Source organism: Halomonas profundus (assembly GCF_020865425.1).
Lineage (GTDB): Bacteria > Pseudomonadota > Gammaproteobacteria > Pseudomonadales > Halomonadaceae > Vreelandella > Vreelandella titanicae.
On the sequence record NZ_CP086344.1, the window covers coordinates 683,943 to 709,028 of the forward strand.

A 25,086-nucleotide genomic window follows, 5' to 3' on the forward strand; every position below is an offset into this window, starting at 1 on the left:
CAGACCCGGTTGTGATGTTTGTTAGGGATCTGTTTTGACCATAGCAGCACTTGGTAAAACTGTCGACAGTCGGCAATCGTTCGTCGACAAGTGGCTTTTTTTCGTCATACTGGGAAGAACACGTCATATCCCATGAGTGAATGCGATGGCCTCACCAACGGCGGCTCCCAGGGCCTTTATCCAGCAGCAGAACCTGGTCGAGCAAGTAGCTGACTATTTAACCCAAGCGATTATTCAGCAACACTTTTTACCCGGCGAACGGCTCTCGGAAGTGCAGCTCTCCCGCGACCTGGGTGTTAGCCGCGCACCGGTTCGCGAGGCCGCTCGTTTGCTGGAAAGCCGTGGTTTATTGATCTCGAAACCGCGTCGAGGCTTCTTTGTTCGCGCGTTGAATGCCGTTGAACTCGAAGATGTGTTTGATTTGCGGCTCTGCCTTGAGCGCCACGCGATCGAACGCCTGGCAGAACGCTATACCGCCGATGCCCAGCGCGCGCTCAAGCAGCAAGTAGAGGTGCTATGTGAAGCGGCAGCCGGGAACGATGGCACCCGCCGCATCGAGGAGGATTTGCAGTTTCATCGACTGATGCTGCATTACGCAGGTAACGAGCGTCTGCTGCGCGCCTTTGACGACCTGTCCCATGAGCTGCGCCTCTGCATCACCCTAATTACCAAAACCCATGAAGCCCCCGACACCATCGCCACCAGCCACTTTAAGTTGCTTGACGCGCTGGATAGCGGCAGCCCTGCTGCCTGCCGTGAGGCGATTGACTACCATATCGGCGTTGCCCGCGATTTTGTGGTCAAGGGTGTGGGCGAAACCGGAGATAGTTCTGATGAAGATAGTGCCGATGAAGACGTTCTTCCACGCTGACCAACTGCTTCATCAGCCGCAAACCTACTTCTCCCGGGGCAAAATGCGCACACCCCAGGAAGTGCCCGAGCGTGCCACGCACCTGCTGGCAGCCGCCAAACAGCTAGGGTTTGATATTCAAGCGCCCGCGGATCATGGCGTGGCGCCGTTAAGGGCGGTGCATTCGCTGGCCTATTTGCGCTTTCTCGAAAGTGCCCATCGGCGCTGGCATGCCCTCGGCGAGGATTGGGGAGAAGAAGTTATTTCCAATATTTTTGTGCGTTCGCCCAATGCTCTGCGCGGCATCTTGGCGGAAGCCGGGCGTTACTTGGCTGACGGTAGCGCTCCCGTGGGCCAGCACACTTGGCAGTCTGCTTATTGGTCGGCGCAGAGTGCGGTCGCCGGGGCTGAGGCTTTATTAGCCGGGGAGCGATTTGCCTATGCGTTATCGCGCCCGCCAGGCCACCACGCGGGCATCGATTCCGCCGGTGGCTTCTGTTTTCTCAATAATGCCGCCATTGCCGCGCAGCATCTCACCTCGCGCTACCCCCGCATCGTCGTGTTAGACCCGGATATGCACCATGGGCAGGGCATTCAGGAAATTTTCTACCAGCGCGACGATGTGCTGTATATCTCGATCCACGGCGATACCACCAACTTCTACCCCGCGGTCACCGGCTTCGAAGACGAGCGCGGGCAGGGCGCAGGACTGGGTTATAACCTCAACCTGCCGATGCCTCATGGGTCAGAGGAGTCGGTGTTCTTTGACCGCCTGGAAGAAGCCTGCCAGACCATCCGCCTGTTCGAGCCTGATGCCATCGTGCTGGCGCTGGGGTTTGATATCTACGAGCGCGACCCCCAGGCCAAGGTGGCTGTCTCCACGCCAGGGTTTGGTGAGCTGGGCCGCCGGGTTGCGGACCTGAACGTACCCACGCTGGTGGTTCAGGAAGGCGGCTACTACCTGGAAGGACTGGAAGCCAACGCGGTGAGTTTCTTCGAGGGGTTGCTTGGCAACAAAACGCCCTGACGATTAAGCCAGTATTTCCAAGCCCTTTTCGGCCACCAGGTTCAGCAGCTTAAGCGAAGGGCCATTAGGTTTCTTCTGGCCTTGCTCCCACTTTTGAACCGTGGACACACTAGTATTCAGGTAGGCCGCGAACACGCCTTGGCTGGCGTGATTCTTGGTGCGAATCCGCTTGATTTGTATTGCTGTGTACTCTTTTACCGGCGGCAGACAGAGTGCATCGAACTCGCGCAGCGTGGTTTCTTTCATCACACCAGCCGCGTGAAGATCTTGAGCCGTTTCATGCACCATATCTAAGATTGATTTATCCATCGTTTTTTACCTCAATCAATGCGCCATGCTTAATGGCTTCGGCTAATGCTTTCTCACCGTAGCCCAGTAATTCTTTTGCTAAATGTTTTAACGCTTTAAGCTCTTCGGCACTGATGTTAGCGCGGGCATTTTTGGCAAAACCATAAACAAAGAACGCCTTATTACCGATCTTATAAGCCAACAGGGTTCTGGCCCCGCCGCTCTTGCCTCGACCACCGATTGCCACGCGTTTTTTCACCACATGACCACCTAGGTCAGCATCAATCAGGCCGCGCTCCATTTCCTCAACTGCGGCTAGCAAAGCAGCATCATCCAGTCCTTCCTTTGCTGCCCACTTACTGAACACTTTGTTTTTAAATACTCGCATCTGATACCTGTACTGTTATCCTCAATATATAGCACTAAGTGTTATAGTGAGCCAGCTTTTTTTAGCCGCGTAGCCGCTTTGGTCTGTGTCTGGCAATATAGCCACTTTCAGCGATCAGCAAAACGATCCGGATAGCCATTGAAATAGTCATCGAAAGGACACGGCATGGCCCACCTGCTACGCATCGTGATGATTCACGGCCACCTGGAAGGCGTGGTCGAACTGAGTGTGGACGGTCACACCAATATTTGCGGCACCAACGCCTCCGGCAAAACCACGCTACAGCGCCTGGTACCGGTGTTCTACGGTGAATTACCCAACAAGGTCGTGCCCAAGACGCGCATGAAGTTCGACGCGTTTTATTTGCCCCACCGCAACAGCTACCTGGTGTACGAATACCGCCGCGAAGCGGGCAACATCTGCCAAGCGGTGCTGACCCGCAAGGCCGAGGGCGGGGTGGAATACCGCTTTGTCGGCGCGCCCTACCAGCCGGAGGATTATCTGGTGGAGAGCGACGCGGGCGTTGCGGCGCTGGACTACACCCAGTGGGCCAGCGGCCTGCGGCGCAACGGCACGCCGGTGTCGCCCAAGCTGGGCGCCACCTCTGAATTCCGCTCGGTGATCCAGAACGACTTTACCCAACTGCACGGCAACAGCCGCGATGGCCTCAAGCTGCGCCAGATCGCGTCGCAGTTCAGCCTGGTCAAACCCGAGCGGCGCATCCGCCATATCGAAAAGCTGGTTTCTGCGGTGCATGCCAAAGAGGGCAAGATGGACACCCTCAAAACCATGCTGGCGGCGATTTTCGAAGAGGATGGCGTTGAACTCCCGGTGACCCGGATTCGCAACACCAAGGCACGGGAGTGGATTGCCCAGATGCGCCAATCCATGCGCCTGGAACCGCTGCAGGCATCGCTGGCCAGGCTGGCCGGTATCGATCGTGAACTCGCCGACCTGGATGCCACGCTGTGGCAACTGAAACCCCAACTGGAAGACGACCGTCAGAAAGCAGAGCGCCAAATGGCCGATCTGGATGCCGAGCTTGCCCGCCACCAGCGCGAGTTCCAGCAGCGTGAGAGCGACTACGCAGAAGCACGGGATAAGCTAAACGACCGCCACAGTGAAGTGGTCAGCGATTTACAGCAGACCCAGCGCCGCCTCAACGACCTGCAAACCCAGTACGAGCACTACGCTGATGCGGACATGCCCGCCCTGGAGCGCGATATCAATGCGCTGCCCCAGTGGCGGGAGCAGCGCGACCAGCTGCAAAAGCACCTGAACGTGATGCAGAACGCGGTCAAAGAGAGCCAGGCGCGCCTGGACGGGCGGCTGCGCGAGCTTTCCGAAGCATTGGCCCGCCAGACCCGTGAATCCCAGGAACTGATCGACGCCCTGGTCGAAGAGAAAGCCCTGCGCCGGGAGCAGCAGTGGGAGTCCGAACAGCAGCTCAACGAACGCTACCAACAGGAGCGCCAACGCCTGGAGGGCGAGTACCAGGCGCAGCTGGAACTCGGCGTCGAGCAGCTAGCCGAACTGAAAGCGCAGCTCTCGCTCTCGACTCAGACCGCTGAAGAGGCTTCCGAGGCGGAGCTTGCCCAGGCGCGCCTGGATCAGGCCCAGCAGGAGCGCAACGCATCGGCTGCTACCCTGGATGGCCTGCGCCGGGAGTTTGAAAGCCGAAAACGCGAGCGCGACAGTGCCGAACAGCAACTGGTGCAACTTCGTCAGCAGTTGGAGCGCGCCGAGCAGCGCTGCTTCGCGCTCTATCAGCAGCGCGACCCGGAGCAGGGCAGCCTGCGCCATTTCCTGCGCTATCACCGCCCCGGTTGGGAGCAGCAGTTAGGCAAGGTGATTGCGCCAGAGCTGCTAGAGCGGCGTGACCTCGCCCCGCAACTGGCAGAAGGCGCTAGCGATGATCTGTTTGGGCTGGCGGTGGATCTCTCCGCCATTGCCCTGCCCGATTACGCCCAGGATGAAGCCAGCCTGCTGGCCGCCATCGAAGAAGCCGATAGCGCCAAACGCCGGGTGCAGTCAGAGAGCCAGGCCGCCGAGAAAGCGCTCAGGCAGCATAACGAGCGGGTGCAGCAGGCCGATGAAGCCCAAGATCAGGGCCGCATGGCTCACAAGCGCGCCGAGCAGGAAGTCGAGTTTGCGATAGAGGCCCGCCGCCAGCAGCAGGAGCGCCATACCAAGCGCCAGCAGGAGCGTCGCGCAGCGCATCAGACCGCGTTAGCCAGCCAGGAGCAGGCGCAGAAGGAGCTGCGCGAAGAGAAGCAGCAGGCGCTCGCCGCCCTTAGCGAGACCCACCAAAGCCAACTGCTGGAGCTCAAGGCCGACGGCCAGAGCCAGGTGGATAGCCTGGATGCCCAACTGCGCCAGTATAAGCAGCAGTTGAGCGACGCCAATGCCGAACACAAGCGCCAACGCACGGAACTGGAAGAGGCCTTTAGCCAGGAACTGGCCGAGCAGGGCGTTGACCCCGCCAAGCTAAAAGATACCAAGGAGCGGCTGGCAAGTCAGGATGAACGCATTCGCGTCACCGCCGCCCGCCAGGATGAGCTCACCGAGTACACCCGCTTTATGCGCGTTGAGTGGGGGCAGCATAAACCGCAGCTCGTCGCTCAAGAGGCAGAGCTGGAGCAAGCAGAGCAAAAGCTGCAGCGGGATAAAGAGCACCTGAAAAACGACTTCCAGGCCGCGCGCAAAACTCACCAAAGCACAGTCAGCACGCTGAAAACCCAGCGGGAGAGCGAATACGCCTGCCTGGAAGCATTGAAGCCGCTACTCACCCAACTGGAAAGCTTGGCCATCGAGCCCGACAGCCAAGCGCCCGGCACGCCACTGGGCGATGTGGACGAGCGTATCGAGCGCGCCCGCCAAGCCTTGGGCAATCGCCACCAGCTCATCGAGCAGCTGCGCCGTGGCTGCCTGGAGGTCGAAAGCCAACTGATCAAGGACGCCAGCAGCGGCTTTGCCGAAGCGCTGGAGAGCGAACGCAGCAAGCTGCAGAGCGACAACCCGCGCCTACAGCTGCCGCTACTGCGCGACATGCTCAAACTGCTCGAAGATCAACAGCAGCAGTTGATTCAGGAAGGGCGCAACCTAAGCGACGACCTGGATAAGTTCTTCACCGTGTTCCGCGACCTGAACCGGCGCATCAGCGCCCAAAGCCGTCGTCTCTCTGAAGAAGTCGCCGATGACCTGCGCCTGGAGGGCATCACCAAGGCCGAAGTGCGCATCCAGTCCACCATCGATGAACTCGGCTTCTGGGAGCCGCTGAAGCTGTTCGCCCAGCGCTATAAAGAGTGGCGCGAGTCCGGCCAGACGCTGCCCAGCGATGACTACCTCAACGCTCTGGCGGACGTGGTCGATTTGCTGCGCAGCGACCAGCAGTACAGCTTTGAGAGCCTGCTGCGCCTAGAGCTGCACCTGAACGAAGGCGGCACCGATCTGGTGATCAAAAACGACCGCCAACTGCTGGAGTCCTCCAGCCACGGCATGGCGTATCTGATTCTGTGCAAGTTCCTACTCGCCTTTACCCGCCTGCTGCGCGGCGATGCAGAAATCGCCATCCACTGGCCTATTGATGAAATCGGCACCCTGGCGTACCACAACGTCGAAAAACTGTTCGACGCCTGCGACAGCAACCGTATTCATATCGTCGGCGCGTTTCCCAACCCCGAGTCCGATGTGTTGCTATTGTTCGCCAACCGCTATCTGATTGATCGCGATGAGGCCAACCCCAACAAGCGGGTGTTAAAACGCATCGAGCCACGGCTAAGCCGCCTGGCCGAACGACTCCAGGAACGTCAGCAGGAGGTGACGGTATGATCGAACATGGCCCACTGCTAGAGCGCCTGCTGGCGGGTGAGTTTGTCTGCCCGATCAGCGATGAGAGCGGCTATCGTCATCTCACCAATGAAGAGACCCGGGAAGAGATCGATACCTACCTGCGGCCGCTTAACCGACGGCTGGCCAGCAATGAAGATGGCAGCGTCTATTTTCTGGCCTGGCGTCAGCTCAATGACAACGCCCGCGATCAGCTCTCCCGCCAGCTCGGCGATACGCTCAATAGCCTGCTGCCGCTGCTGGAGTGGCTGCAGCTGGTTCAGGAGGCGCTGGGCCGCGACACTCTGGCCGCCCCCGGCGACGTACTCAAACCCGCCGAGTTCAGCGCCAAGTGCGAAGATAACCAGAGCCTGCGCGAACGCCTGGAGCGCCTGGCCACCGACAGCTTCTTTGGCTCGCAAAGTGACCAGCTCGACGCCCAGGTAAAGCAGGTCTTCAAGCGCCTGAAAGAGCATGGCTACCTGCTCCAGCCCCATTCAGAGCGGCAGGTATTCGTGGTCACCGGCAAGATCGACTACCTGGTGGATCTGGTGCGCTTTATTCGCGATGAAGAGAACCTGCCCATCGAAGAGGGTAGCGAGGAAGGCTCCGGTTCCCAGGAGGCCCTGTTGTGAGCATGGGTTCTAATGGGGAACACGCTCTGGAAAGCCGCCTGCTGAAAACCGGCAGCGAACGGCTGGCGCTGCTCGGCAAGCATGCCGATGTGCTGATGCAGGCCTACACCCGCGATGAAGTGCCGCTGGAATCGCTCAGCGATAGCGCGCTACGCAAGCTGCTGGCGGCGCGCATTCTATGGCGACCGGATGAGCAGAGCGGCGTGAAGCTGGCGCCCAAGGTGCGCGAACTGATCGCCGAGATGCTTGCCGACGAGACCCGCCGCCATGTGAACGCCGATGTAGCGGAAACCCTGGAACTGATTCGCGCCCTGGTACATAGCTATCGGGAGGCGCGTAGCCGCGGCGAGCACTGGCGGCTGGAGCAGCAGTTGATGCGCCTGCGCCAAGAGGTCGACGACCTGAACGGACGCTTCGCCGATGCCATCGACAGTTTATGGCAGCGGCTGAATAGTGATTTTGGTTTCGTCAGTCAGCTCAACGACAAAATCCGCGAAAACGACCGCGCCCAGAAGCAGATCGCGAGACTGCTGGATGGCCTGGCGCTGATCGACTTCGACGAGCTGATCGAACTGGTGGGCAGCGACGGCGGCCTGCGCAAGCTGTTGATCAGCCAGCTTCAGCAGCAACTAAGCCACCACTACACCAGCCTGCGCGAAGTGCAGCGGCGCTTGATCGAACTGATGGCGCGCTTTCGCAAGCAGCAGGCGCGCAGCCGCCTGATCAGCGGCATGGCCGCTTTTATGCGGGAACATCCCGGCTTTGTGCCGGGCAACTACGCCCGGCGCAGCGAAGTGCCAGGGCTGGTCAATCAAGCTGCACCGCTAAGCGCGGCGGCCGCCCCGGCGCTGGATCGTAACCTGGACAGCCGGATGCTCGCCGACTTGCTGCACCAGCTACCCCAGCCGCGCCACACCACGCAAACCGTAGAAGCCGCGGCCCCTGCCCAAGCCCAGGAGAGCAGCTTAGCCGCTGCCCGCCAGCAGGCGCTCAAACAGGATGTGGAGCACTTCTATTTAAGCGTGATCGACCAGCCCCAAGCAGAGCCGGTCAGCGCCCTTGAGTACCTGCACGAAAGCCCGCTGGAATGGCCGGAGGAAATCTGGCTCTTCCAGGTGATTTCCGAATACCAGGGCCTGCCGCGCAGCGATCAGAAGGCGTTTCGGCTCAAACAGCAGGAAAGTCAGGCGAGTACCTTCAACCACCTGCGCCTGATCCACGATGTAGAACTGCAGCTGGCCGTATGAACCTACCCAGCCGCGCACGCAATGGCCTTAACGGCGTCGCCCGCGAACTGCTCCGCCAGCCCACGGTGGAGAAGCCCCGCCGCCAGTGGGTAGACGACGTGGTAGCCTGGTGCCACCAGCACGACATTGACCTGGCCATGCGAATCAACGGTAAAGCGCTGCGTTTTGACGCCACCTTGCTGGCGCAGATCAATGACGTGTTAGAGAGCGCCCGCATAGCACCACTAGGCCGCTCACTCAGCGGCCTAACCAGCAGCGCCCAAGCGAAAGAGGGTGTAGAGGAAAACAAAGCAAGCCGCGAAAGCCCCCGCGCACGGCGGGTACTCGTCAGTTTTCCGCCCCAGCCAACAACCGGGCTTGCCAACGAGCCACGCGCTATTCGCGATGTAGATGTAATGGGGCTAAAGCTGAGCGCGTTCAGCGCCCTGATTCAGGTCGAAAACCTGGACAGCTTCTATAAATTTACACCGGATATTTCAGCGCTAAGTGGCTATGCCAACCCGCTCATCGCCTACCGAGGCGACAGTCACTATGGCGGCGGCTTTGCGTTACTGGCCGAGGCGTGGCGCAAAACCCACCGGCCGCACATCTACGCTGGGGACTTCGATGTAAAAGGCGTCACGCTAGCGCTCGATAGTGGCGCCACTCACTTGCTTCTACCCAGCATCGAATGGCTCACCCAGAACGCCACGCCATTGCATGTGCCTGCTGAGCAGTTTACTTATCAGCGCAGGCTGCGTAAGCACCTTGCCGCGTTGCCATCTGCCCACACATTGCGCGAGTATCTGACGCTGCTGCTTGAAAAGCAGCGGGGTCTCAAGCAGCAGTGGTTTGAGGGGGCGGTGGTGGTGGCGCTTGGTTAGAATGTGAACGAAGCAAAGCGATACGGCATGCGAATGTTGACCATATCGCCTAAACTATCTTTGTAGGTAGAAAAACCAACGGGGGTGAAGACATTTGGCTGGCGACATAACCCCAGTTAATTAGATGAATACATTCATTAAGTTCATGTACTAAGGTGTATAGATTTATGTTGAAAAATATTTTTAAGAAGAGGTGGTGAATGGAACTCTTTGAAGGTGAAAACATTGCGCGCGAAATGATCGATGATCAGCCACTAAGAATGTCTGATGAAGAGATCAATAGCAAGTATCGTGAGGGCGAGATAAGAATTGTAACTGAGCAGGCTAGGTACCCGCTAAATACTATTTCCTCAATGGTACATAGTGATAGCTACAAAATGAACCCAGAGTATCAAAGGCGACATAGGTGGACCAATAGAAAAAGATCATCATTAATTGAGTCTTTGATAATGAATGTGCCCATACCTCCTATTTTTCTTTATGAATATGAGTATTCTTCATACGAAGTCATGGACGGCTTGCAAAGGCTTACTGCAATCTCTTCATTCTATGATGATGAATTTGAGCTTGAAGAACTTACAAAATGGCCTGAGCTTAATGGTAAGAAGTATAGCGATCTCCCAAAGCTAGTCAAGCAAGGTGTAGATAGAAGATATATATCTTCTATAATTCTTTTGCATGAAACGGCAAAAACTAGTGAAGAAGCTGAAAACCTTAAGCAGATGGTTTTTGACCGAATAAATAGCGGCGGTGAAAAACTTACTCCTCAAGAGAAAAGAAACGCTAATTTCGATGGTAGGCTAAATAGGCTTTGTATTAGGCTTTCTGAAAATGAAAGTTTATGTAAGGCTTGGGGGATACCCCTTGAAGATGGAAATCCTGACCGAATCCATTCCGAGCGAGCAGAGAACAAACTCTTTAAAACTATGGGTGATGTGGAGTTAGTTCTGAGGTTCTTTGCATATAGACAAAGAGCTAGTTTGCAGCGAGGTTCTTTAGAATCTTATCTGGATTTTTACTTGGAAAAAGGAAATTACTTTACTACAGAGACTTTGGATAATTTAGATGAACTGTTTGTTAATACTATAGATATGGCATACGAGCTTTTTGAGGATAAAGCTTTTTTTCTTTACAGAAAAAGAAAAACAGGCTGGGGTTGGTTTGAGCGGCCCACAACTGCTGTATATGATCCCATGATGAATTCCTTGAGCCAGAGACTTGAGTTTCGCGATACGCTTGTTGATAGAAAAGAAGAAATTAATGAGGCTATCATAAGTTTTTACAAGGAAAATTATGCCGCTTTCGAGGGTAGAAATACCAACCAATCAGCTTTAGAGGGAAGGGACTTAAAGTTTAATGAGTTCTTTGATAGGTTTATTTAAATGCTCCAGTCATTGTCAGAGTTTTTAACTAGTATAGATGGCTTAGTGAATCATCTTAATTATGAAAAAAACTGCCAGCTTTATTTTCAAGTCGGAGTGAAAAAGTATAAAGGTAATAGTTCATTTGAAGTTGAGTTTCGAGATTTTTTAGCTGAAAAAATAAGCCCTGCTTTAACGGACTCCAAGGTTTACTCATATAAAAATGGAATAATATCTCTTTATGGATTTTTAGAAAGATATGTGGAAGATATAGTTATTGAGTATCTTCAAGCTATCTGCGAACAATCTGTGGATTATAAAAGCCTTCCTCATGAGATAAGAAGGAATCACCTTGATGTTTCTCTTGAGCATATAAGTAAAGTTAAGAAATTGAGAGGGGTTAGTGACGATTATAGGCATTCTTCACTAGGTGAGGCTGTAAAAAATATGCACGACTGTCTGGTAGAAGCCCAGGATTATGTGCTTAATTGTGATGCATTTGTTAATCATAGTTCTAATTTCCGTTATGATTCAATTCATGAGATATTTACAAGAATTGGAATCCACGGGATATCCAGGTTATGCCTGAATGAGGTTAGTCTAGCCGAAGCGCTGTCTCGCAAACATTCTTCAGAAGAGGCTCTTGAAAAGAAAATTCTGATCTCTTTGTTGACATCAGAACTAGATAATTTGGCTCAAAGGAGAAATGAAATAGCTCATGGAGTTCGTATTGATGAGATAGAATCTTTGGAGATGCTTTTAGATCGTATAGGAATAATTCGCCAATACGGCTTAGCTTTACACTCCGTTGTGCTTTCAAAATTGAATTCTTATTCGTTTCAGATCGCCACTAAAATTGATTTAGGGAGGCCTAGCAAGGTTTATGGTGGTATCAGTGTCCTAGAGTTTCAAGAGCTTTCGCTTCCTGATCATTACGAAGAGTGCGAAAATATTTCGGTTGGGGATAAAGTTTTTGCAATAAATGAAAGCAGCGCTGCTGATGTGATCTGCGGGTATATTATGTCAATACGAAACCGAGATGGCGTTGTTGATATTTTGGAGGCACCTCACAAATCCCCGTTTTCGATAAAAGTAGATTTTAAAACTAATTCTCATATGCGGAAGAGGAATATTTTTGTCGGAGTTGCAGCATAATTAGGTAATGCGTGACTGCTTATTGCTTTCAATAAAATCCATAGTTTCCACCATTTGCTCGCAGAAATTTTCTGGGCAGTCAATGAGGCTTCAAAGCTACTTTTCAAACACAGAGGAAGTGTGCAGCATCAGCGGAAGCAACTTCCTCACTCGTCAAGCGGATTTCCGGCGCAACCTCTTCAACATCATCACCTTCAAAAGGCCATCCCCTTAAAACTATGAACCTACTTTTTCTAGGCACCTCCGCTGGTGTGCCCACCAAGCAAAGAAACGTCTCCGGCATCGCTCTGCGAGAAAGCAAAGGGAAGGGCTGGTACCTAATCGATTGTGGTGAGGGCACCCAGCATCAGGTTTTGCATACGAAGCTGTCGTTCCATTCGCTGAAAGCCATCTTGATGGAGATCACTGCTATGGGCTGCCGGGCATACTGGCAAGTGCGGCCACATGCGTGAATAGGAATTTGGACTATGCTGGGAAAACTAGTTTTTCTTAACGTAGCATCCTACAGCTCAAGGATACGGTGATATGAGCATAGAAATAACAATGATTGTACTGCTCGCTGCCATCTTTAACGCCAGTTGGAATGCGATCGTTAAAGTGAGTGGTGACAGGATCGCCGTTATGGCGGTGATCACCTTATTGGGCAGTCTCGTTTCTGCTCTCATCTTGCCTTTCGTGACGCTCCCAGATCCTGCCAGTTGGCCGCTTCTTGGCCTAGCCATCTTGATTCATACGGCGTATCACTTCTCTTTGCCGATGGCTTACCAGTATGGTGATTTTGGTCAAGTTTATCCTATCGCCCGAGGGTCGGCGCCATTACTCGTTACTCTAGGCGCAGCCGCATTCGCTGGCGAAATGTTGGGGCTTCTCCCGTTACTCGGAGTGCTGTTTCTTGGCGTTGGTGTGATGTCGCTTTCATTCGATACCAGTACCGGTATCACCAGAAACCCCCGCGCTATTCTCCTTGCTCTTGGTACGGGCGCCCTTATTGCCTCCTACACGCTAGTGGGTGGCCTGGGCGCCCGACAAGCTGGCTCGGTGTTCGGCTTTGCTGTGTTGTTGACGCTCGGTAATGGCTTACTGACGTTTGCTATTGCCCTGACATGGAAAGCCAAGGAGATAAAAAAAGTGATAGGCAGCAACCTAGCACCAGCCATCGCTGGCGGTGGAATGCAGGTCGGGGCGTATTGGATCGTTATCTGGGCCATGGCCTACGCCCCGCTTGGTATGGTTTCGGCCTTACGTGAAACCAGCGTGCTGTTCGCTGCGCTAATTTCCACCATCATTCTGAAAGAAGGCTTCGGTGTATGGCGGTTTGTTTCTTCAGGCCTGATCGCTTGCGGGATTGCGTTGAGGCGTTCTAAGCCTTGAAACTCATCCATGAAGTCATCGGTGGTGATTTTACCTCCTTGGTTGTTGCTTGATGCGCAACAGGCTATAGTTTCCTCATGATTAAGTCATTCCGTCACAAAGGACTGAAAAAGTTCTATTCGTCTGGTAGCACCGCTGGCATACAGGTAGATCATGCCAAGAAGTTACGCATGCAGCTTGCTGCTCTGGATACGGCTATTTCAGTGGAAGACATGGATATCCCCGGATTTCGGCTTCACCCATTGAAGGGGAAAGACAAAGGGCGATGGTCGATTTGGGTCAACGGAAATTGGCGCATGACGTTCGAATTTCGGGATGGCAACGCCTACATTCTTGATTATGAGGATTATCACTAATGACAATGCATAACCCACCGCATCCCGGCGAATTTATTCGGGAGATTTATCTAGAACCTTTTGGTATTAGTTCTCGTCAGCTTGCGTCCAGTTTGGGCGTTTCACCATCCACCTTGTCACGGTTGCTTAAAGGGGATAGCGGTATTAGCCCCGAAATGTCGTTGCGCTTGTCGAAGGTTCTTGGGCGAACCCCGGAAAGCTGGCTGGCAATGCAGGATATGTATGATCTATGGATGGCTCGCAGCACCATTAATTTGGACGACCTTCAGCCATTGGATTTTGAAGCCGCTTAGCAATAGCTACTGTTGTCGTTGGCCATCCTGTCGTAAAAAAGCTGAGCACCCAAACGTATTGGAAATCTGTATGCCGCCAGCCTAGGTTCAGGTTTCTAAAAAGAAAGCACGGACGCGATATGAATTTACTCTTCCTAGGCACCTCAGCCGGTGTACCCACCAAAACAAGAAATGTCTCCGGCGTCGCTCTACGAGAGAGCAAGGGGAAGGGCTGGTACCTGATTGATTGTGGTGAGGGCACCCAGCATCAGGTTTTGCACACGAAGCTGTCGTTCCATTCATTGAAGGCCATCTTGATTACCCATGTGCACGGCGACCACTGCTATGGGCTGCCGGGCATACTGGCGAGTGCGGGTATGGGTGGCCGGAAAGCGCCGCTTACCATTGTGGCACCCGCAGGTATCAAGGCGTGGTTGGAGGCTACCTGTGAGGCCACGCAGCTATGCTTGCCATTCGCCCTGGAGTTTATCGACTCGGATGAGTTGCCAAGCGTTGAGTTTGAGAACATCGCGGTTACCACGTTCAGGCTTTCACACCGGGCGCCGTCCTATGCTTATGGGTTTACGGAGCGAAAGGTCGATGCTGATTTAAACATTGAAAAGCTGACCCAAAAGGGCATTCCGAGAGGGCCTTTGTGGGGGCAGTTGAAGCAAGGGTTTGATGTTGAGTTTGCAGGCGTGCAGTTAAAAAGCCATGACTACCTGATCTTCAAATACAAGCCGCGAAAAGTGGTGATCGCTGGGGACAATGACCAGCCTGATTTGTTGTTTGATGCCTGCGCGGGGGCCCAGGTGCTGGTGCATGAAGCCACTTACACCGAAGAAATGGCCCAGAAGGCCGGTGATGTGGGGCATAGTTACGCTAAGCTTGTCGCCGCGTTTGCCGAAACCGTACAGCTACCTAATCTGGTGCTGACGCACTTTAGCCCCCGTTACCAGCTCAACCTCAAGGCGACGCCCTCCATCGAAGATATCCGCAAAGAGGCCGAGAACGCCTATTCAGGCTCGCTTTATTTGGCGCAGGATTTTGGCGAATACACCCTGGATAAGGCGGGCCACTTTACTGAAGTGGCGGGCAAGTAGTCTTTAATCTAATCGTGCTATCTCCTGTAGTGGCATAGTCAGTTTCTTGGTTATTTTTGATTTTTATATGCTTTTGACACCTGATACGTAGCAGGGTACATTTGATAGATGATCCGAAGCTTCAAACACAAAGGCTTGGCAAAATTCTTTAAATCCGGCAGCACTGCAGGGATTCAGGCCGCGCATGCAAAGAGACTTCGGCTTATTCTTGGTCGACTTAATGCAGCGTCAGATGTCAACGATATGGACTTGCCAGGTCTTCGCTTGCACGAACTCTCAGGTAAGCGCTCTGGAATCTGGTCAGTCACGGTGAGTGGTAACTGGCGCGTGACGTTCCGGTTCGAGAACGGAGATGCCGAGATAGTGAATTACGAAGATTATCACTGAGGTAGCGCCAATGTTGATGCACAACCCTCCCCACCCTGGTGAAGTATTACGCGAGCTTTGCTTGGAGCCTCTAGGCCTTACTGTGACAGCTGCTGCTGAAGCGCTGGGTGTAAGCCGCAAAACGCTCAGTGCCGTGCTGAACGGCAAAGCGGGTATTAGTCCTGAAATGGCTGTGCGGCTTTCTATTGCGTTTGATACCTCTGCGGAAAGCTGGTTGAACCAGCAGTCCCAATACGAGCTTTGGCATGCCGAACAGCATCGCAAAGAGCTTAAAGTAAAGAGGCTGGTTGCCGCTTAAAGCAGCGGTGGTTTAAGTACACCCTGGATTAAGCGGGCCACTTTGCTGAACTAGCGGCTGAATAACTGCTTTTATCCCGCCGCTCCTTGAGTGACCACCGCTCAGGTCAGTCGCGGCAATAGCCTTCACCTGTTGCGACTACCAAGCAATCTTCCTTTTCCAATAGCCACTTCATGCCGGTGGCTTCGCCGTCGCCCGAGCGAAGCAACTGCGGGCCGTCTCCGCGGTTGAAGCTAATGCCTTCGGTGGTGGCCTGCCCTTCGAAGGTGCCGATTTGGTCGTCATCCAGGCCGTAGCGCATGTGAAGGAGATAATGTCCCGGGCCTGCAGGCTCGTCCTTGCTGATTTCCAGGAATAACCCTTCAACGCCAATCCATCGGCCGACCCATTGATCGGTAACCTGATGGTGGGGTTGGTTTTGCTCGGTTGCAGTATCTGAAACGGGCGCGTTTGATGCGGTGGTGTTGCTGTTGCTACACCCACTTATCAGCATCGTAGTGATTAGCGCTAATAATGCTTTTTTCATAGCTGCCTCCTTATCATTACTGGGTGCTTCTCAGTATAGGGCGGAATGTACTTTCATCAGTTTGATCGTATTTTGGTATATGTCGATGTGCTATGCGCCGCTGAGGCATTTTAAAAGCTATCTCTGACTTTGATGATTATGCACCGAGATACGCCCGATGGTTGCTTTAAGCACTGCTGAATTTATTTTTGCTCGTGTGGGAATCAATGGGGTAGAGTTAAATTAATTTATGAAATCACTGTTAATTAGATATCTTCAGGATTCCCCATGTATTCAGACCCCTGGCTCCAACGCTGGTTGCCTCTTATCACTGATCGAGCTCACTGCGGGCCAGTCCTTGAGCTTGGTTGTGGTGCTGACCCATATCGTGAAGAGCTTAACGTGAAGAAGCTTGTTATGGTCTGAAATAGCACATAGCCAAGTCATTCTCCAGGTGTCATATCCTTCGAGTCGCAGCGATTTTGCCACTGGTGATGGCAGGCGCTATCAGTTTCTATAGCGCCTGTAATGACAGACTGCAGATGATTTCCCAAAAATAGAAAAATTTAAATCTTACTTAATATTCCAAGTAGGTCTCGGTTAAACTGCTGGTTAGTGACAACACCCTGCTCTAAGTCAAAATTGTCAAAAAAGCTTGGTAAGGAAAGCGCGCCTATAACGGTTGCTGAAAAATAGGGAGCTGACGCTTGTGCGGAAGCTAAGACACTTTGTGCCCCACCTTGACCAGGCGAGGTAGATAGCATAAGAACGGGTTTATTTTGAAATACTTTCATATCTATTCGTGATGTCCAGTCAAATAGGTTTTTATAGGCTGACGTATAAGTCCCATTGTGTTCCGCGAATGACATTACAATGACATCTGCTTCACCGATAGCGTTGTAAAAAGCATGCGCCAATTCAGGGATGCCAGACTCCTTTTCTCTGTCTTCGCTAAATATTGGCATTTCAAAGTCGTTAAGATCGATTAACGAAATATCTGCATCGCTGATTTGTTGTGCTGCATAAAAAGCCAGCTTTTTGTTAATGGAGCTTTTGCTGTTGCTAGCGCCGAAGGAAAGTACTTTCATTTTAAAATCCTCTGAGTTTATTTTTTCAAGGGTGTTGGTTTGGTTTTAGTTACACGTTTTTAATAAAAATGTTATCTGAAGCGATAAGCTTGAGTTGGCTTTGACGTAGGGCTATTCTGAAACCTCAACTAAGGTTTAGGTCAAGAGGGGTGCGAAAAATAAACTTATAGGCATTTTATTTGAGCTTGAAGAGCTTCCGAATCATACCCGTGTCACTCTTGTTGATTGGGACAAATTGGGCTCTAGGTGGCGAGGCGAGCTAAACAGGAAGATAACGCAGTTAATTGAACTGAGAGATATGATGACAGACTGCATCGGGTGTGGTTGCCTTTCTCTTGATAAGGTGCAAGCTACATTCTTGAAAGCCATGACTCCTTAATCTTCAAACACAAACCAGGGAAAGTCATGATCGCCGCGTTTGCCGAATCGACAGAGCTGCCCACCTGGTGCTGACGAACTTTAGTCCTCGTTACCAGTTCAACCCCCAGCGTTGGAACTAGTAAGCTGCTAAGCCGTGAGTAAGAGGCTTTTGCTTACCAACGCCGTCAATGGGTTGGAAAAAGTGCACAACCGACTAGGCGGGTTGCGTTTAGGTGTTGCTTGATAAAAGCCAAGGCTTAGCGCAGTTTGAGCGCTGACGACCGAACCCAACGAGGAGATCTATCATGCAGAAGGTAAGAATTGACCTAGTATCTGATGTCGCCTGCCCGTGGTGCGCGATCGGCTATCGGCGCTTGGAACAAGCGCTAGAAACCCTTGATGGCGAGATCGACGTTGAACTCTTCTGGCAGCCCTTTGAACTCAACCCTGACATGCCGCCCGAGGGCGAGCCGATCCTGGAGCACTTGTGCCGCAAGTACGGCAAGGACGCGGCCAGCATGGCGCAGTCCCAGCGTGAGATTATGGCGGTGGCCGAAGAGCTTGGATTAAATTTTCGTGGCGCCCAGGAGCGTCGAGCGAACAATACCTTCGCTGCCCACCGCGTGCTGGCGTGGGCCGCCACGCAAAATCTAGAGACGCCCCTGCAGTTAGCACTTTTCGATGCCTACTTCGGTGAGGCGAAAAACCCTTCAGACCCAGAGGTTTTGCGGGAGAAGGCCATTGAGGTTGGGCTTGATGGTGATGTTGCCGAGGCCATCGCCCGGTCTGATCAGTACGCAGACGAAGTACGCGCGGCAGAGCAGCATTTCATAGAAGCGGGTGTAAGCGCCGTGCCGGGATTCATTCTGGATGGACGTTACCTGATTCCTGGTGCCCAGCCAGCTGACGTGCTTGTCGATGCGCTTCGCCAGGTGGCCGAAGAGAACGCCAACCGATAATGTTTTAGAGGCTCTGGCCTGAATGGCGGCTAGTTAGCCTGGTTCATATCGCAACTTCTTAAGCGCTGGCTTTAAGACTCAAAGCCAGCGCTACCCCCCTTACTGCAAAAACGCCCGCAACGTATCACTTGCTTGATTGATGGAAACAACGCCATCCAAGTGGCCTCGATTGCCATCCAGGGTTTCAAGCGTCACGTCGGTGCCGTCTGATTCAATCAACTCTGCGGTGCCGCGCACACCTTCAGGCGCGAAGACGAGGTCGTTTTCGCTATACAGCATCAGGGTCGGCGCTTCGATGGCGGCAAGCCCTTCCTCTAACGACTCGCCGTGGCCCGCCATAAAGGTTTGGTTGGCGCGCACTAGATAGAGCAGGTGATTAGCGTCAGAAGTGGCAGCGCGGGCGGCGGCGATATCATCCAGCGTTTGTTCGATCGCGTAGCGGGCGTTGATATCCTGAGCGGGGTCACGCGCTTCATCGGCCCAATCGCGGTTAAAGGTTTCGTTAGCCCACTGCCAGTGGTTGGCGTTGAGTGTCACCAGTTTTAGCGCTTCTTTTAGCCCGTCGGTAGGTGGTTCGCCGTTGTAGTAGTTACCCTCGTTCCAGTTGGCGTCTAAACGAATCGGCGCTGCCCAGGCGCTTAGCGTGGCCAGTAGCCAAGGGTCGGCAACGCCGCCGCCAATCACTGAGATTAAGCGTTCAACTCGGTCAGGATAGGCGCTGGCCCACTCGATAGCTTGTAGCGCGCCCATCGAGGCACCCATCACCGCATGCAGCGATTCAATGCCTTGGCTTTCGAGTAGCTCGCGCTGTACCTCGACAAAGTCGCGGATGGTGACGACCGGGAAGTCCATGCCCCAGGGCTCGCCGGTGTCAGGGTTGATGGAGGCGGGCCCGGTGGTGGTGACGTTGGGGTCTTTGGCATTCAGGTTAACCAGCGTATCCGAGGAGATGATGTAGTACTCATCGGTATCGAGTGGCTTGCCGGGGCCAATGATGGCATCCCAGTAGCCGGTCGGCTGCCCATCTACCTCATAGCGGCCTGCCGCATGACTGGTGCCAGAGAAGAAGTGGGTGATCAGAATGACGTTATCGCGGGCGTCATTGAGCTCGCCGTAGGCTTCCCAACCCACCGTGACGTTGGGGATCGTCTCGCCGCCATGGGTAGTGAAGCTGTCCATTTCAAAGGTCTGCTTCTCGACGACGCCATCCCAGGCCCACAGGGGAGAAGCCAGAAGGAGGCCAAGGCCGGAACAGAGCGTTGCCGTGAACAGCGCATATCGTGTAGATGCCATAGGGTTGCCTTTAACGAGGGGTTATTGTGATTGTTATGGGTCACCGGCAGTGACCACCCTCTCAGCGTAGTAGACCCTAGCGCATTTTGAATGGATTCAACCCGTTGGCTTGCTGCATCATCATTCAGCACCGTTTAACATATTAAGTGCTTGAGGAAGAACGAGTGGTTAACAATGTTTACCACGGGGGACCACTACTAGTAATAGACGTCTTTGCTCCGCGCTGATGCCTTGATGCTACTGCGGCCTCTCGTCCGCCCTAGCCTCATGAGTCGGCTATATTGGTTTCTGTCTCGAAAGCGTGTTCATCCACCCATTTGGCTAAATCACCCAGTGCTTTCATCGCACCTGTCTTGGTGTACTCCCGGGGCCAAGCACTCAAAGCCAACCAGCGCCCAGCGGTTTCAGGCCAAGTGTCGTTGCCATGGCCTTCTCTGTACCAAGTACAGTCTGGGTGTTTGGTGACAGGCGTTACCTTTAAAAATGCCCGTTCGATTTTTTTCAGCCAAGGGTCACTGCTTACCTGGCTTTCCAAGTAGGCCCGAACTTCAAAACCGATGCTTTCATCACCTTCCGACTCTGATGAAGGATAATAAACGAGGCATATTTGGGAGGCTCCTGTATTACTCCAAGCACTGGGGAAGAAGCGCCATACTCTTGTCTCTTCACTCCAAATTTCCGGCTTTTTCTTGGTATGGATATCGCTGGTAGCTATTTGCAATGCAGCCGCAATATGGCTTTTACCTTCCGCCATCAACTCCTGTTCGAATTGCTCCAAACGCTGAGATGCTTCATACAGGTCATTGAAATGCTTCAACGAAAAATTCAGTTCGACTTTCGTCATTGTCTTTTCTTCAGTTGGATGGGCGATAGAAGTGAGGTGCTGTAACAACTCTTGATAGAAAATTTGCCATTTCGTCTGATCAGATGGGGCTACGTCTTTCCCGTACAGTTCATAAGCTGAGACCAATACTTCCGAGTAGGATAACGTTGGCCAGCCTGCGTTAGTGGCGGGTGCCTGAACGCCTTCCTTGGAGTCATCTGGGCATAAAACGCATTTGTAGATATTAACTTCATAGCTTTTCAGCAAGTCGTCATAGGCATAAAACGGATTATTAGTCGCCGAAGCCCATACTTTATGCTCAATGCCCAATACGAAGTTGTTTCCTGAAACCAATAAGTCCAAGCGCTTGATCGATTCGCTTTCGACATTCCAGCTCCCTGCTTCCCGTTCGGTAGTGACTGCTTCCCAGTCGACTTGCTGTAGATGGTCATGATCGAATCGCTCTTTACGAACTAGTGCATGCAGAACGGCCTTGGCTAACCAGTGAGGCGCACCGGGATAACCGCCCATAAAGAAGGCCATTAAGTCGGATAGTCGGTTCTCATTCTGACCAGGTCCTGCAACCGAAAACAAATTGGGTGTCAGGGGTTCTGGCTTGGGCAGCAGTGCCAGCTTCTCGAAAAACCGCTCCAAAGCTGCCAAATCATTCGATTCTGAATACATTGATGAATCCTAATGGAATTTAAACGGATTCAACCCGTTGGCTTGCTGCATCATCATGCGTTTGGCGAAAGGGAAGCGCTCGGCTATTTGCAGGCTTAGATCGCCTAGTTGGCGCAGCGGCTTGGCGCCGGTAAACAGGTGGTGAAAGCTGTCGGTGGCGGCGATCATCGCTTGGTTGGCCGCGCGGCGCTGGCACTCAAAGCGGAGTAGGTTGACATAGTCGCCGGGGTCGCGGCCCTGGATAATGATCTCGGCAAGGGTGTCGGCGTCGTGCAGGCCGATATTTAACCCCTGGCCTGCCAGCGGGTGCACCACATGGGCCGCGTCGCCAATAAGTGCCAGGCGCTTGCCGATATAGCGGTGGGCATGTTGGCGCTTGATGGGGAAGCTGGCCCGGGCGACGATGCGGATGAGGTTACCCAGGCGTTTAGGGAAGGCCATTTCGATGGCTGCTTTAAGTGCCTCATCGTCAAGCTGTTCGCGGGCTTGGGTGGTGCTATCTGTGTCGTACCACACCAAGGAAGCGCGATGGCCTGGTAGCGGCAGCATGGCGATGGGGCCTGTAGGGGTGAAGACCTGCCAGCTGACATCCTGCTGGGGCAGCTCAGTTTCCACGTTAATGATCATCGCCCGCTGATGGTAGTCGTGGCTACTAACGTTAATCCCCGCTAGCTCACGTAGGGTCGATTGCGCGCCGTCGGCGCCGACGATCAAACGGGCGCTTAGGGTTTTGCCATTATCCAGCTCCAGCAGGCGGCCAGTGCTTGAGGTGATCGTACTTAACGGCGCGCATTGGGTGTAGCAGGTGACGCTGGGCAGCTGTTCTAACCGTTGCCATAACGCGTACTGCAACGTGCGGTTTTCGATAAAGATGCCGAAGTCATCCATGCCGCTATCGTGAGCGGAAAACAGCGAGTGGCCGGTGCCGTCCTGGTTGGAAACATCGATATGCCGAAACGGGCAGCTACGCTCCTCAGGTAAAGCCGTGCCGCTGGCCTTAACGAACGCTAACGAGCGCGCATTCAGCGAGGAAATACGCAGGTCATAGTCACCGCTAGGGGGAGTAGGGGCATCGCCGTGCTCCACCAGCCCTACGGAGAAGCCCGCATGACCCACGCGGGCCGCCAGGGCGGCGCCCACCATGCCGCCACCGACAATAATAATGTCATGATCGTGCTGCATAAGAGTATCTCCTGGGTGCACAATAACCGTTAAAGGGCGCGTTGCATGGCCCGCTGTTGCTATACAGTATCGTTGAGTTTGAGCCACATTGCCTAGAGGTGAACGATTGACGCAGGCCGTGGAAATTGCAGAAAGCGTTGCCCAGGCGGGCGAGGAACTGGCTGATTTTATTGAGCGGCACCCCAAACTGTGGGTGATTACCGGTGCCGGTGTGAGTACCGACAGTGGCATTCCGGACTATCGCGATGCGGATGGTCAGTGGAAGCGGCCACCCCCGGTGCAGCATGGCGACTTCATGAGTTCTCATCACGTTCGCCAGCGCTACTGGGCCCGCGCGCTGATCGGTTTTAGCGCCATGCGCGAAGCCCAAGCCAGCGGCGCACACCGTGCGTTGGCCACGCTGGAGTCACAGGGTTATATCCAGCAGTTGGTGACCCAAAACGTTGACCGCTTACATCAGCGCGCCGGTTCCCGCCGGGTGATCGACCTGCATGGCCGAGCGGACATGGTGAAGTGCATGGTGTGCGACTACCAAATGATGCGCCACGCCATGCATGCCGAAATGGCGCGCATGAATCCGAGCTTTACTGGTTTGCAGGCGGGGCACGCTCCGGATGGCGATGCCGACCTGGAAACTGACTTCAGCACCTTTCGCATTTTCGACTGCCCGCGCTGCAGCGGCATCCTGAAGCCTGACGTGGTGTTCTACGGCGATGTGGTGCCCGCCGAACGGCGGCTTGCAGCGCAGGTAGCGCTGGCAGAGTCGGAGGCGGTACTGGCAGTGGGCACCTCGTTGATGGTGTTTTCCGGCTACCGTTTTTGCCGCGCCGCCCATGAGCGGGGCATCCCTCTGGCATCGCTATCGCTCGGCGTCACCCGGGCAGATGCGCTATTGACCCACCAGTGGCGGGCGCCGTTGACGCCGGTGCTTGAGCAGGCTGTGCGCTGTTTGCACGGAAACTAGAGCGCCTGAAACACTGATAGCATTTCCTGGGAAACTTTTTACCATGCTCCTCATTGCCTGGAGCCAAAGTTTGCCCGTTCGATATGTTTTTTGGCATCGTCCCAAGGCAATCTGCGTTTGCGTGCTTTCATCAAATCAAGGGAGGCTAAGCTCTCCTCATTGGACAATAGCCCGAACTCAATCATCTCAGTGAACACCCATAGCGTGCCTCTTATATCAACACCTTCGCGCCCAGCAAGGGCGCGCAGATTATTGTCTCCCGTAAGCAACGGGCAGGCTTCCTGCTTAGCTAAAGCCAGCGCTAGCCTGTCGTACAAGCCGGGCTCTTCGCCATGCTCTTCTCCCAAGGTGATCGCATAATCGATGTACAAGGATTCAACAACGAGTGTTTTTAACCCCATATCAATTAGGTACGGGCTGCCGTCTTCAATTTCTTCTTCATAAAGCACGTCAGGCATAGCGAAAACATAAGGAAGCTGAAAGAGTGTTTCCAGTATGCCCCCAGCCTCTAAATCAATTATTACGTTGGCGTCACTGATGAGTAACAGCATCAGCAGACTCCATTAGGCGTTCTCGATAGAAGCGCATTCTTGGGATGCCGAGCAGTTCAGCCGCCTTTGCCTCGGAAATAAGGTCTTCTGCTAATGCCCGATATACTAGCTGCTCAAATAGAGCAGGGGCTTCGTTAGGTAGCACCTCGCCGGGCTCGTTAGTCCTCCAGCCGCGAGCCGAGAACATTCGCATCGTTGCCTCTCGCAACCCGTCATGGATAACGCCACATTGAAACGCACGCATTACCCACCCGGCCATTGAAAGGCCGTACTCATGCTTTAGATGGTAAAGTTCTTGTGGCTCTAAGCGCTTTCGCTGAGAGCCAAGCTCCTTAACAACGGACTCTCTTGGGGCTAAAAACGCGCCAGCAAAACGGTCGCATGCCTTTTCTTCATTTACTCCGTCCGTCAATCGACCTGCAAAAAGCACGTGAGCCAGTTCGTGGGCGAGAGTAAAACGCTGGCGATCCCCAGGCCAGCGAGAAGACACCACTATGACAGGGTAGTACTGCCCATCTACTGTCATTGCTGTAGCAGTCATGCCCGAAAATGCTTTGTGTTCCACGTCGACTGCCATTACCAACAACCCCAAGGGTTCAAGCTCTGCGGTCAAGTCGGCAATTGGATTTAACCCAAGCTCCCATGCGTGTCGTACATTCTCTGCGATGCCCTCAATCTCGTCCAAATCTTCTATTTGGCGAGGTACACAACCAGGGACTGCGAAGTGTGGAATGGGCAACTCGGGGAACGCGTTAAGCAATTCGACACGTTTCTCAATCATTTCCGTAATGCGGATTTGTATAGCGTCAGAACGCTTCTTCCCAAACGTGCTGTGTTTACGAAATTCGATGTTCGACAACGTTACCGTCGACTTTCGGAAAAAATATTCTGTGCGAACGCCACACGCTTTAGCGATCTTGAGCAATTTAGAGGAGTCGGGTGTTGCTTTACCTTTTTCATACTTCTGTATTGCCGCCTTGGAAACCTCAAGCTGCTGGCCCAACGCTTCAAGCGTCAAGTCAGCAGCAAGGCGTGCCTGATGGATTCGTTGACCTAGCATAGATGTCACTCGGTTTACTTTTATAAAAGTATTTTGTGAAAAGTAAACCTTGTGCCAAACAATAACCAGCGGAAAAAATTCACAGAAATCTTTATTAAGAGAAAAGTGACCGGACTTTATGCTCACGTACCAGCCAGCAGCCAAGCATATCTCTCGCCACTTCAAGCGTGTCCCGATTATAAAAATCC

Annotated in this window: 25 protein-coding genes and 1 pseudogene; 17 read left to right on the top strand and 9 right to left on the bottom strand. The window is 53.5% G+C overall.

Annotated features, from left to right (window positions below; all coding sequences use genetic code 11):
• Positions 1–145 precede the first annotated feature (145 nt).
• Positions 146–871 carry a GntR family transcriptional regulator gene (locus tag LMS44_RS03230; RefSeq protein WP_022520051.1) on the top strand — a complete coding sequence of 242 codons (726 nt, stop codon included), beginning with the start codon at positions 146–148 and terminating at the stop codon, positions 869–871.
• Positions 849–1,877, top strand: a complete 1,029-nt coding sequence (locus LMS44_RS03235) for a histone deacetylase family protein (RefSeq protein ID WP_053856899.1) — start codon at positions 849–851, stop codon at positions 1,875–1,877. The genes LMS44_RS03230 and LMS44_RS03235 overlap by 23 nt, the downstream gene beginning before the upstream one ends.
• 3 nt (positions 1,878–1,880) lie before the next feature.
• Here LMS44_RS03235 and LMS44_RS03240 read toward each other — a convergent pair whose 3' ends face one another.
• Together LMS44_RS03240 and LMS44_RS03245 are read right to left on the bottom strand one after the other, a co-directional pair.
• Positions 1,881–2,186, bottom strand: coding sequence for a helix-turn-helix domain-containing protein (locus tag LMS44_RS03240; protein ID WP_022520049.1), 306 nt, complete (start codon positions 2,184–2,186; stop codon positions 1,881–1,883).
• Positions 2,179–2,553 (bottom strand): type II toxin-antitoxin system RelE/ParE family toxin, encoded by a 375-nt coding sequence (locus LMS44_RS03245; RefSeq protein ID WP_022520048.1) that lies wholly within the window; start codon positions 2,551–2,553, stop codon positions 2,179–2,181. The genes LMS44_RS03240 and LMS44_RS03245 overlap by 8 nt, the downstream gene beginning before the upstream one ends.
• Positions 2,554–2,718: 165 nt before the next feature.
• Here LMS44_RS03245 and LMS44_RS03250 point away from each other — a divergent pair, with 165 nt between their 5' ends.
• The 13 genes and pseudogenes from LMS44_RS03250 to LMS44_RS03310 all read left to right on the top strand — a co-directional run bounded on the left by LMS44_RS03250 (position 2,719) and on the right by LMS44_RS03310 (position 15,429).
• On the top strand, positions 2,719–6,384 hold the full coding sequence (locus LMS44_RS03250; protein WP_498946787.1) for an ATP-binding protein: 3,666 nt from the start codon (positions 2,719–2,721) through the stop codon (positions 6,382–6,384).
• A complete protein-coding gene (locus LMS44_RS03255; RefSeq protein ID WP_022520046.1) occupies positions 6,381–7,016 on the top strand; it encodes a condensin complex protein MksE in 636 nt (211 codons plus the stop codon). Before LMS44_RS03250 ends, LMS44_RS03255 begins: the two co-directional genes overlap by 4 nt.
• Positions 7,017–7,018: 2 nt before the next feature.
• On the top strand, positions 7,019–8,263 hold the full coding sequence (locus LMS44_RS03260) for a hypothetical protein (protein WP_498947290.1): 1,245 nt from the start codon (positions 7,019–7,021) through the stop codon (positions 8,261–8,263).
• The gene (locus LMS44_RS03265; RefSeq protein ID WP_498946789.1) at positions 8,260–9,126 is read left to right on the top strand and encodes a DUF7281 domain-containing protein; all 867 of its coding nucleotides are present in this window, start codon (positions 8,260–8,262) and stop codon (positions 9,124–9,126) included. Before LMS44_RS03260 ends, LMS44_RS03265 begins: the two co-directional genes overlap by 4 nt.
• Positions 9,127–9,326: 200 nt before the next feature.
• Positions 9,327–10,508 (top strand): DUF262 domain-containing protein, encoded by a 1,182-nt coding sequence (locus LMS44_RS03270; RefSeq protein ID WP_498946791.1) that lies wholly within the window; start codon positions 9,327–9,329, stop codon positions 10,506–10,508.
• The gene (locus LMS44_RS03275) at positions 10,509–11,642 is read left to right on the top strand and encodes an MAE_28990/MAE_18760 family HEPN-like nuclease (RefSeq protein WP_498946793.1); all 1,134 of its coding nucleotides are present in this window, start codon (positions 10,509–10,511) and stop codon (positions 11,640–11,642) included. It abuts the gene before it with no gap.
• Positions 11,643–11,860: 218 nt separating this feature from the next.
• A pseudogene (locus LMS44_RS03280) lies at positions 11,861–12,081 on the top strand (MBL fold metallo-hydrolase); the annotation flags it as partial.
• A gap of 86 nt (positions 12,082–12,167) precedes the next feature.
• Entirely contained in the window at positions 12,168–13,013 is an 846-nt protein-coding gene (locus tag LMS44_RS03285) for an EamA family transporter (protein WP_498946795.1), read from the top strand.
• A 77-nt stretch (positions 13,014–13,090) separates the two neighbouring features.
• Positions 13,091–13,369 (top strand): type II toxin-antitoxin system RelE/ParE family toxin, encoded by a 279-nt coding sequence (locus LMS44_RS03290; protein WP_498946797.1) that lies wholly within the window; start codon positions 13,091–13,093, stop codon positions 13,367–13,369.
• A complete protein-coding gene (locus LMS44_RS03295) occupies positions 13,369–13,662 on the top strand; it encodes a helix-turn-helix transcriptional regulator (protein WP_498946799.1) in 294 nt (97 codons plus the stop codon). The genes LMS44_RS03290 and LMS44_RS03295 overlap by 1 nt, the downstream gene beginning before the upstream one ends.
• 119 nt (positions 13,663–13,781) lie before the next feature.
• A complete protein-coding gene (locus tag LMS44_RS03300; protein ID WP_498946801.1) occupies positions 13,782–14,744 on the top strand; it encodes a ribonuclease Z in 963 nt (320 codons plus the stop codon).
• 108 nt (positions 14,745–14,852) lie between these two features.
• Positions 14,853–15,131, top strand: coding sequence for a type II toxin-antitoxin system RelE/ParE family toxin (locus LMS44_RS03305; RefSeq protein WP_053856897.1), 279 nt, complete (start codon positions 14,853–14,855; stop codon positions 15,129–15,131).
• Between the two features lie 10 nt (positions 15,132–15,141).
• The gene (locus LMS44_RS03310; protein WP_022520034.1) at positions 15,142–15,429 is read left to right on the top strand and encodes a HigA family addiction module antitoxin; all 288 of its coding nucleotides are present in this window, start codon (positions 15,142–15,144) and stop codon (positions 15,427–15,429) included.
• Between the two features lie 106 nt (positions 15,430–15,535).
• Here LMS44_RS03310 and LMS44_RS03315 read toward each other — a convergent pair whose 3' ends face one another.
• Complete coding sequence (locus LMS44_RS03315; RefSeq protein ID WP_022520033.1) at positions 15,536–15,955, bottom strand: putative periplasmic lipoprotein; 420 nt, start codon at positions 15,953–15,955, stop codon at positions 15,536–15,538.
• A gap of 545 nt (positions 15,956–16,500) precedes the next feature.
• A complete protein-coding gene (locus tag LMS44_RS03320; RefSeq protein WP_022520030.1) occupies positions 16,501–17,022 on the bottom strand; it encodes an NADPH-dependent FMN reductase in 522 nt (173 codons plus the stop codon).
• A gap of 665 nt (positions 17,023–17,687) precedes the next feature.
• Between LMS44_RS03320 and LMS44_RS03325 the strand changes: the two genes are divergently transcribed.
• Positions 17,688–18,341: a DsbA family oxidoreductase gene (locus LMS44_RS03325; protein ID WP_022520029.1), complete on the top strand. Its 654-nt coding sequence runs from the start codon at positions 17,688–17,690 to the stop codon at positions 18,339–18,341.
• 99 nt (positions 18,342–18,440) lie between these two features.
• Here the strand turns inward: LMS44_RS03325 and LMS44_RS03330 are convergent, their stop codons facing one another.
• From LMS44_RS03330 to LMS44_RS03340, 3 genes are all read right to left on the bottom strand, one after another.
• Positions 18,441–19,634: an E22 family MetX-like putative esterase gene (locus LMS44_RS03330; RefSeq protein WP_022520028.1), complete on the bottom strand. Its 1,194-nt coding sequence runs from the start codon at positions 19,632–19,634 to the stop codon at positions 18,441–18,443.
• Positions 19,635–19,899: 265 nt separating this feature from the next.
• Positions 19,900–21,141 (bottom strand): PDDEXK-like family protein, encoded by a 1,242-nt coding sequence (locus LMS44_RS03335; RefSeq protein WP_022520027.1) that lies wholly within the window; start codon positions 21,139–21,141, stop codon positions 19,900–19,902.
• Positions 21,142–21,150: 9 nt separating this feature from the next.
• Positions 21,151–22,323 (bottom strand): UbiH/UbiF/VisC/COQ6 family ubiquinone biosynthesis hydroxylase, encoded by a 1,173-nt coding sequence (locus LMS44_RS03340; RefSeq protein ID WP_498946804.1) that lies wholly within the window; start codon positions 22,321–22,323, stop codon positions 21,151–21,153.
• A 106-nt stretch (positions 22,324–22,429) separates the two neighbouring features.
• Between LMS44_RS03340 and LMS44_RS03345 the strand changes: the two genes are divergently transcribed.
• A complete protein-coding gene (locus LMS44_RS03345) occupies positions 22,430–23,287 on the top strand; it encodes an NAD-dependent protein deacetylase (RefSeq protein ID WP_138800932.1) in 858 nt (285 codons plus the stop codon).
• Positions 23,288–23,337: 50 nt separating this feature from the next.
• Here the strand turns inward: LMS44_RS03345 and LMS44_RS03350 are convergent, their stop codons facing one another.
• Both LMS44_RS03350 and LMS44_RS03355 read right to left on the bottom strand, forming a co-directional pair.
• Positions 23,338–23,838: a PIN domain-containing protein gene (locus LMS44_RS03350; RefSeq protein WP_138800933.1), complete on the bottom strand. Its 501-nt coding sequence runs from the start codon at positions 23,836–23,838 to the stop codon at positions 23,338–23,340.
• Entirely contained in the window at positions 23,819–25,042 is a 1,224-nt protein-coding gene (locus LMS44_RS03355) for a helix-turn-helix domain-containing protein (protein WP_498946807.1), read from the bottom strand. Before LMS44_RS03355 ends, LMS44_RS03350 begins: the two co-directional genes overlap by 20 nt.
• Positions 25,043–25,086: the final 44 nt, after the last annotated feature.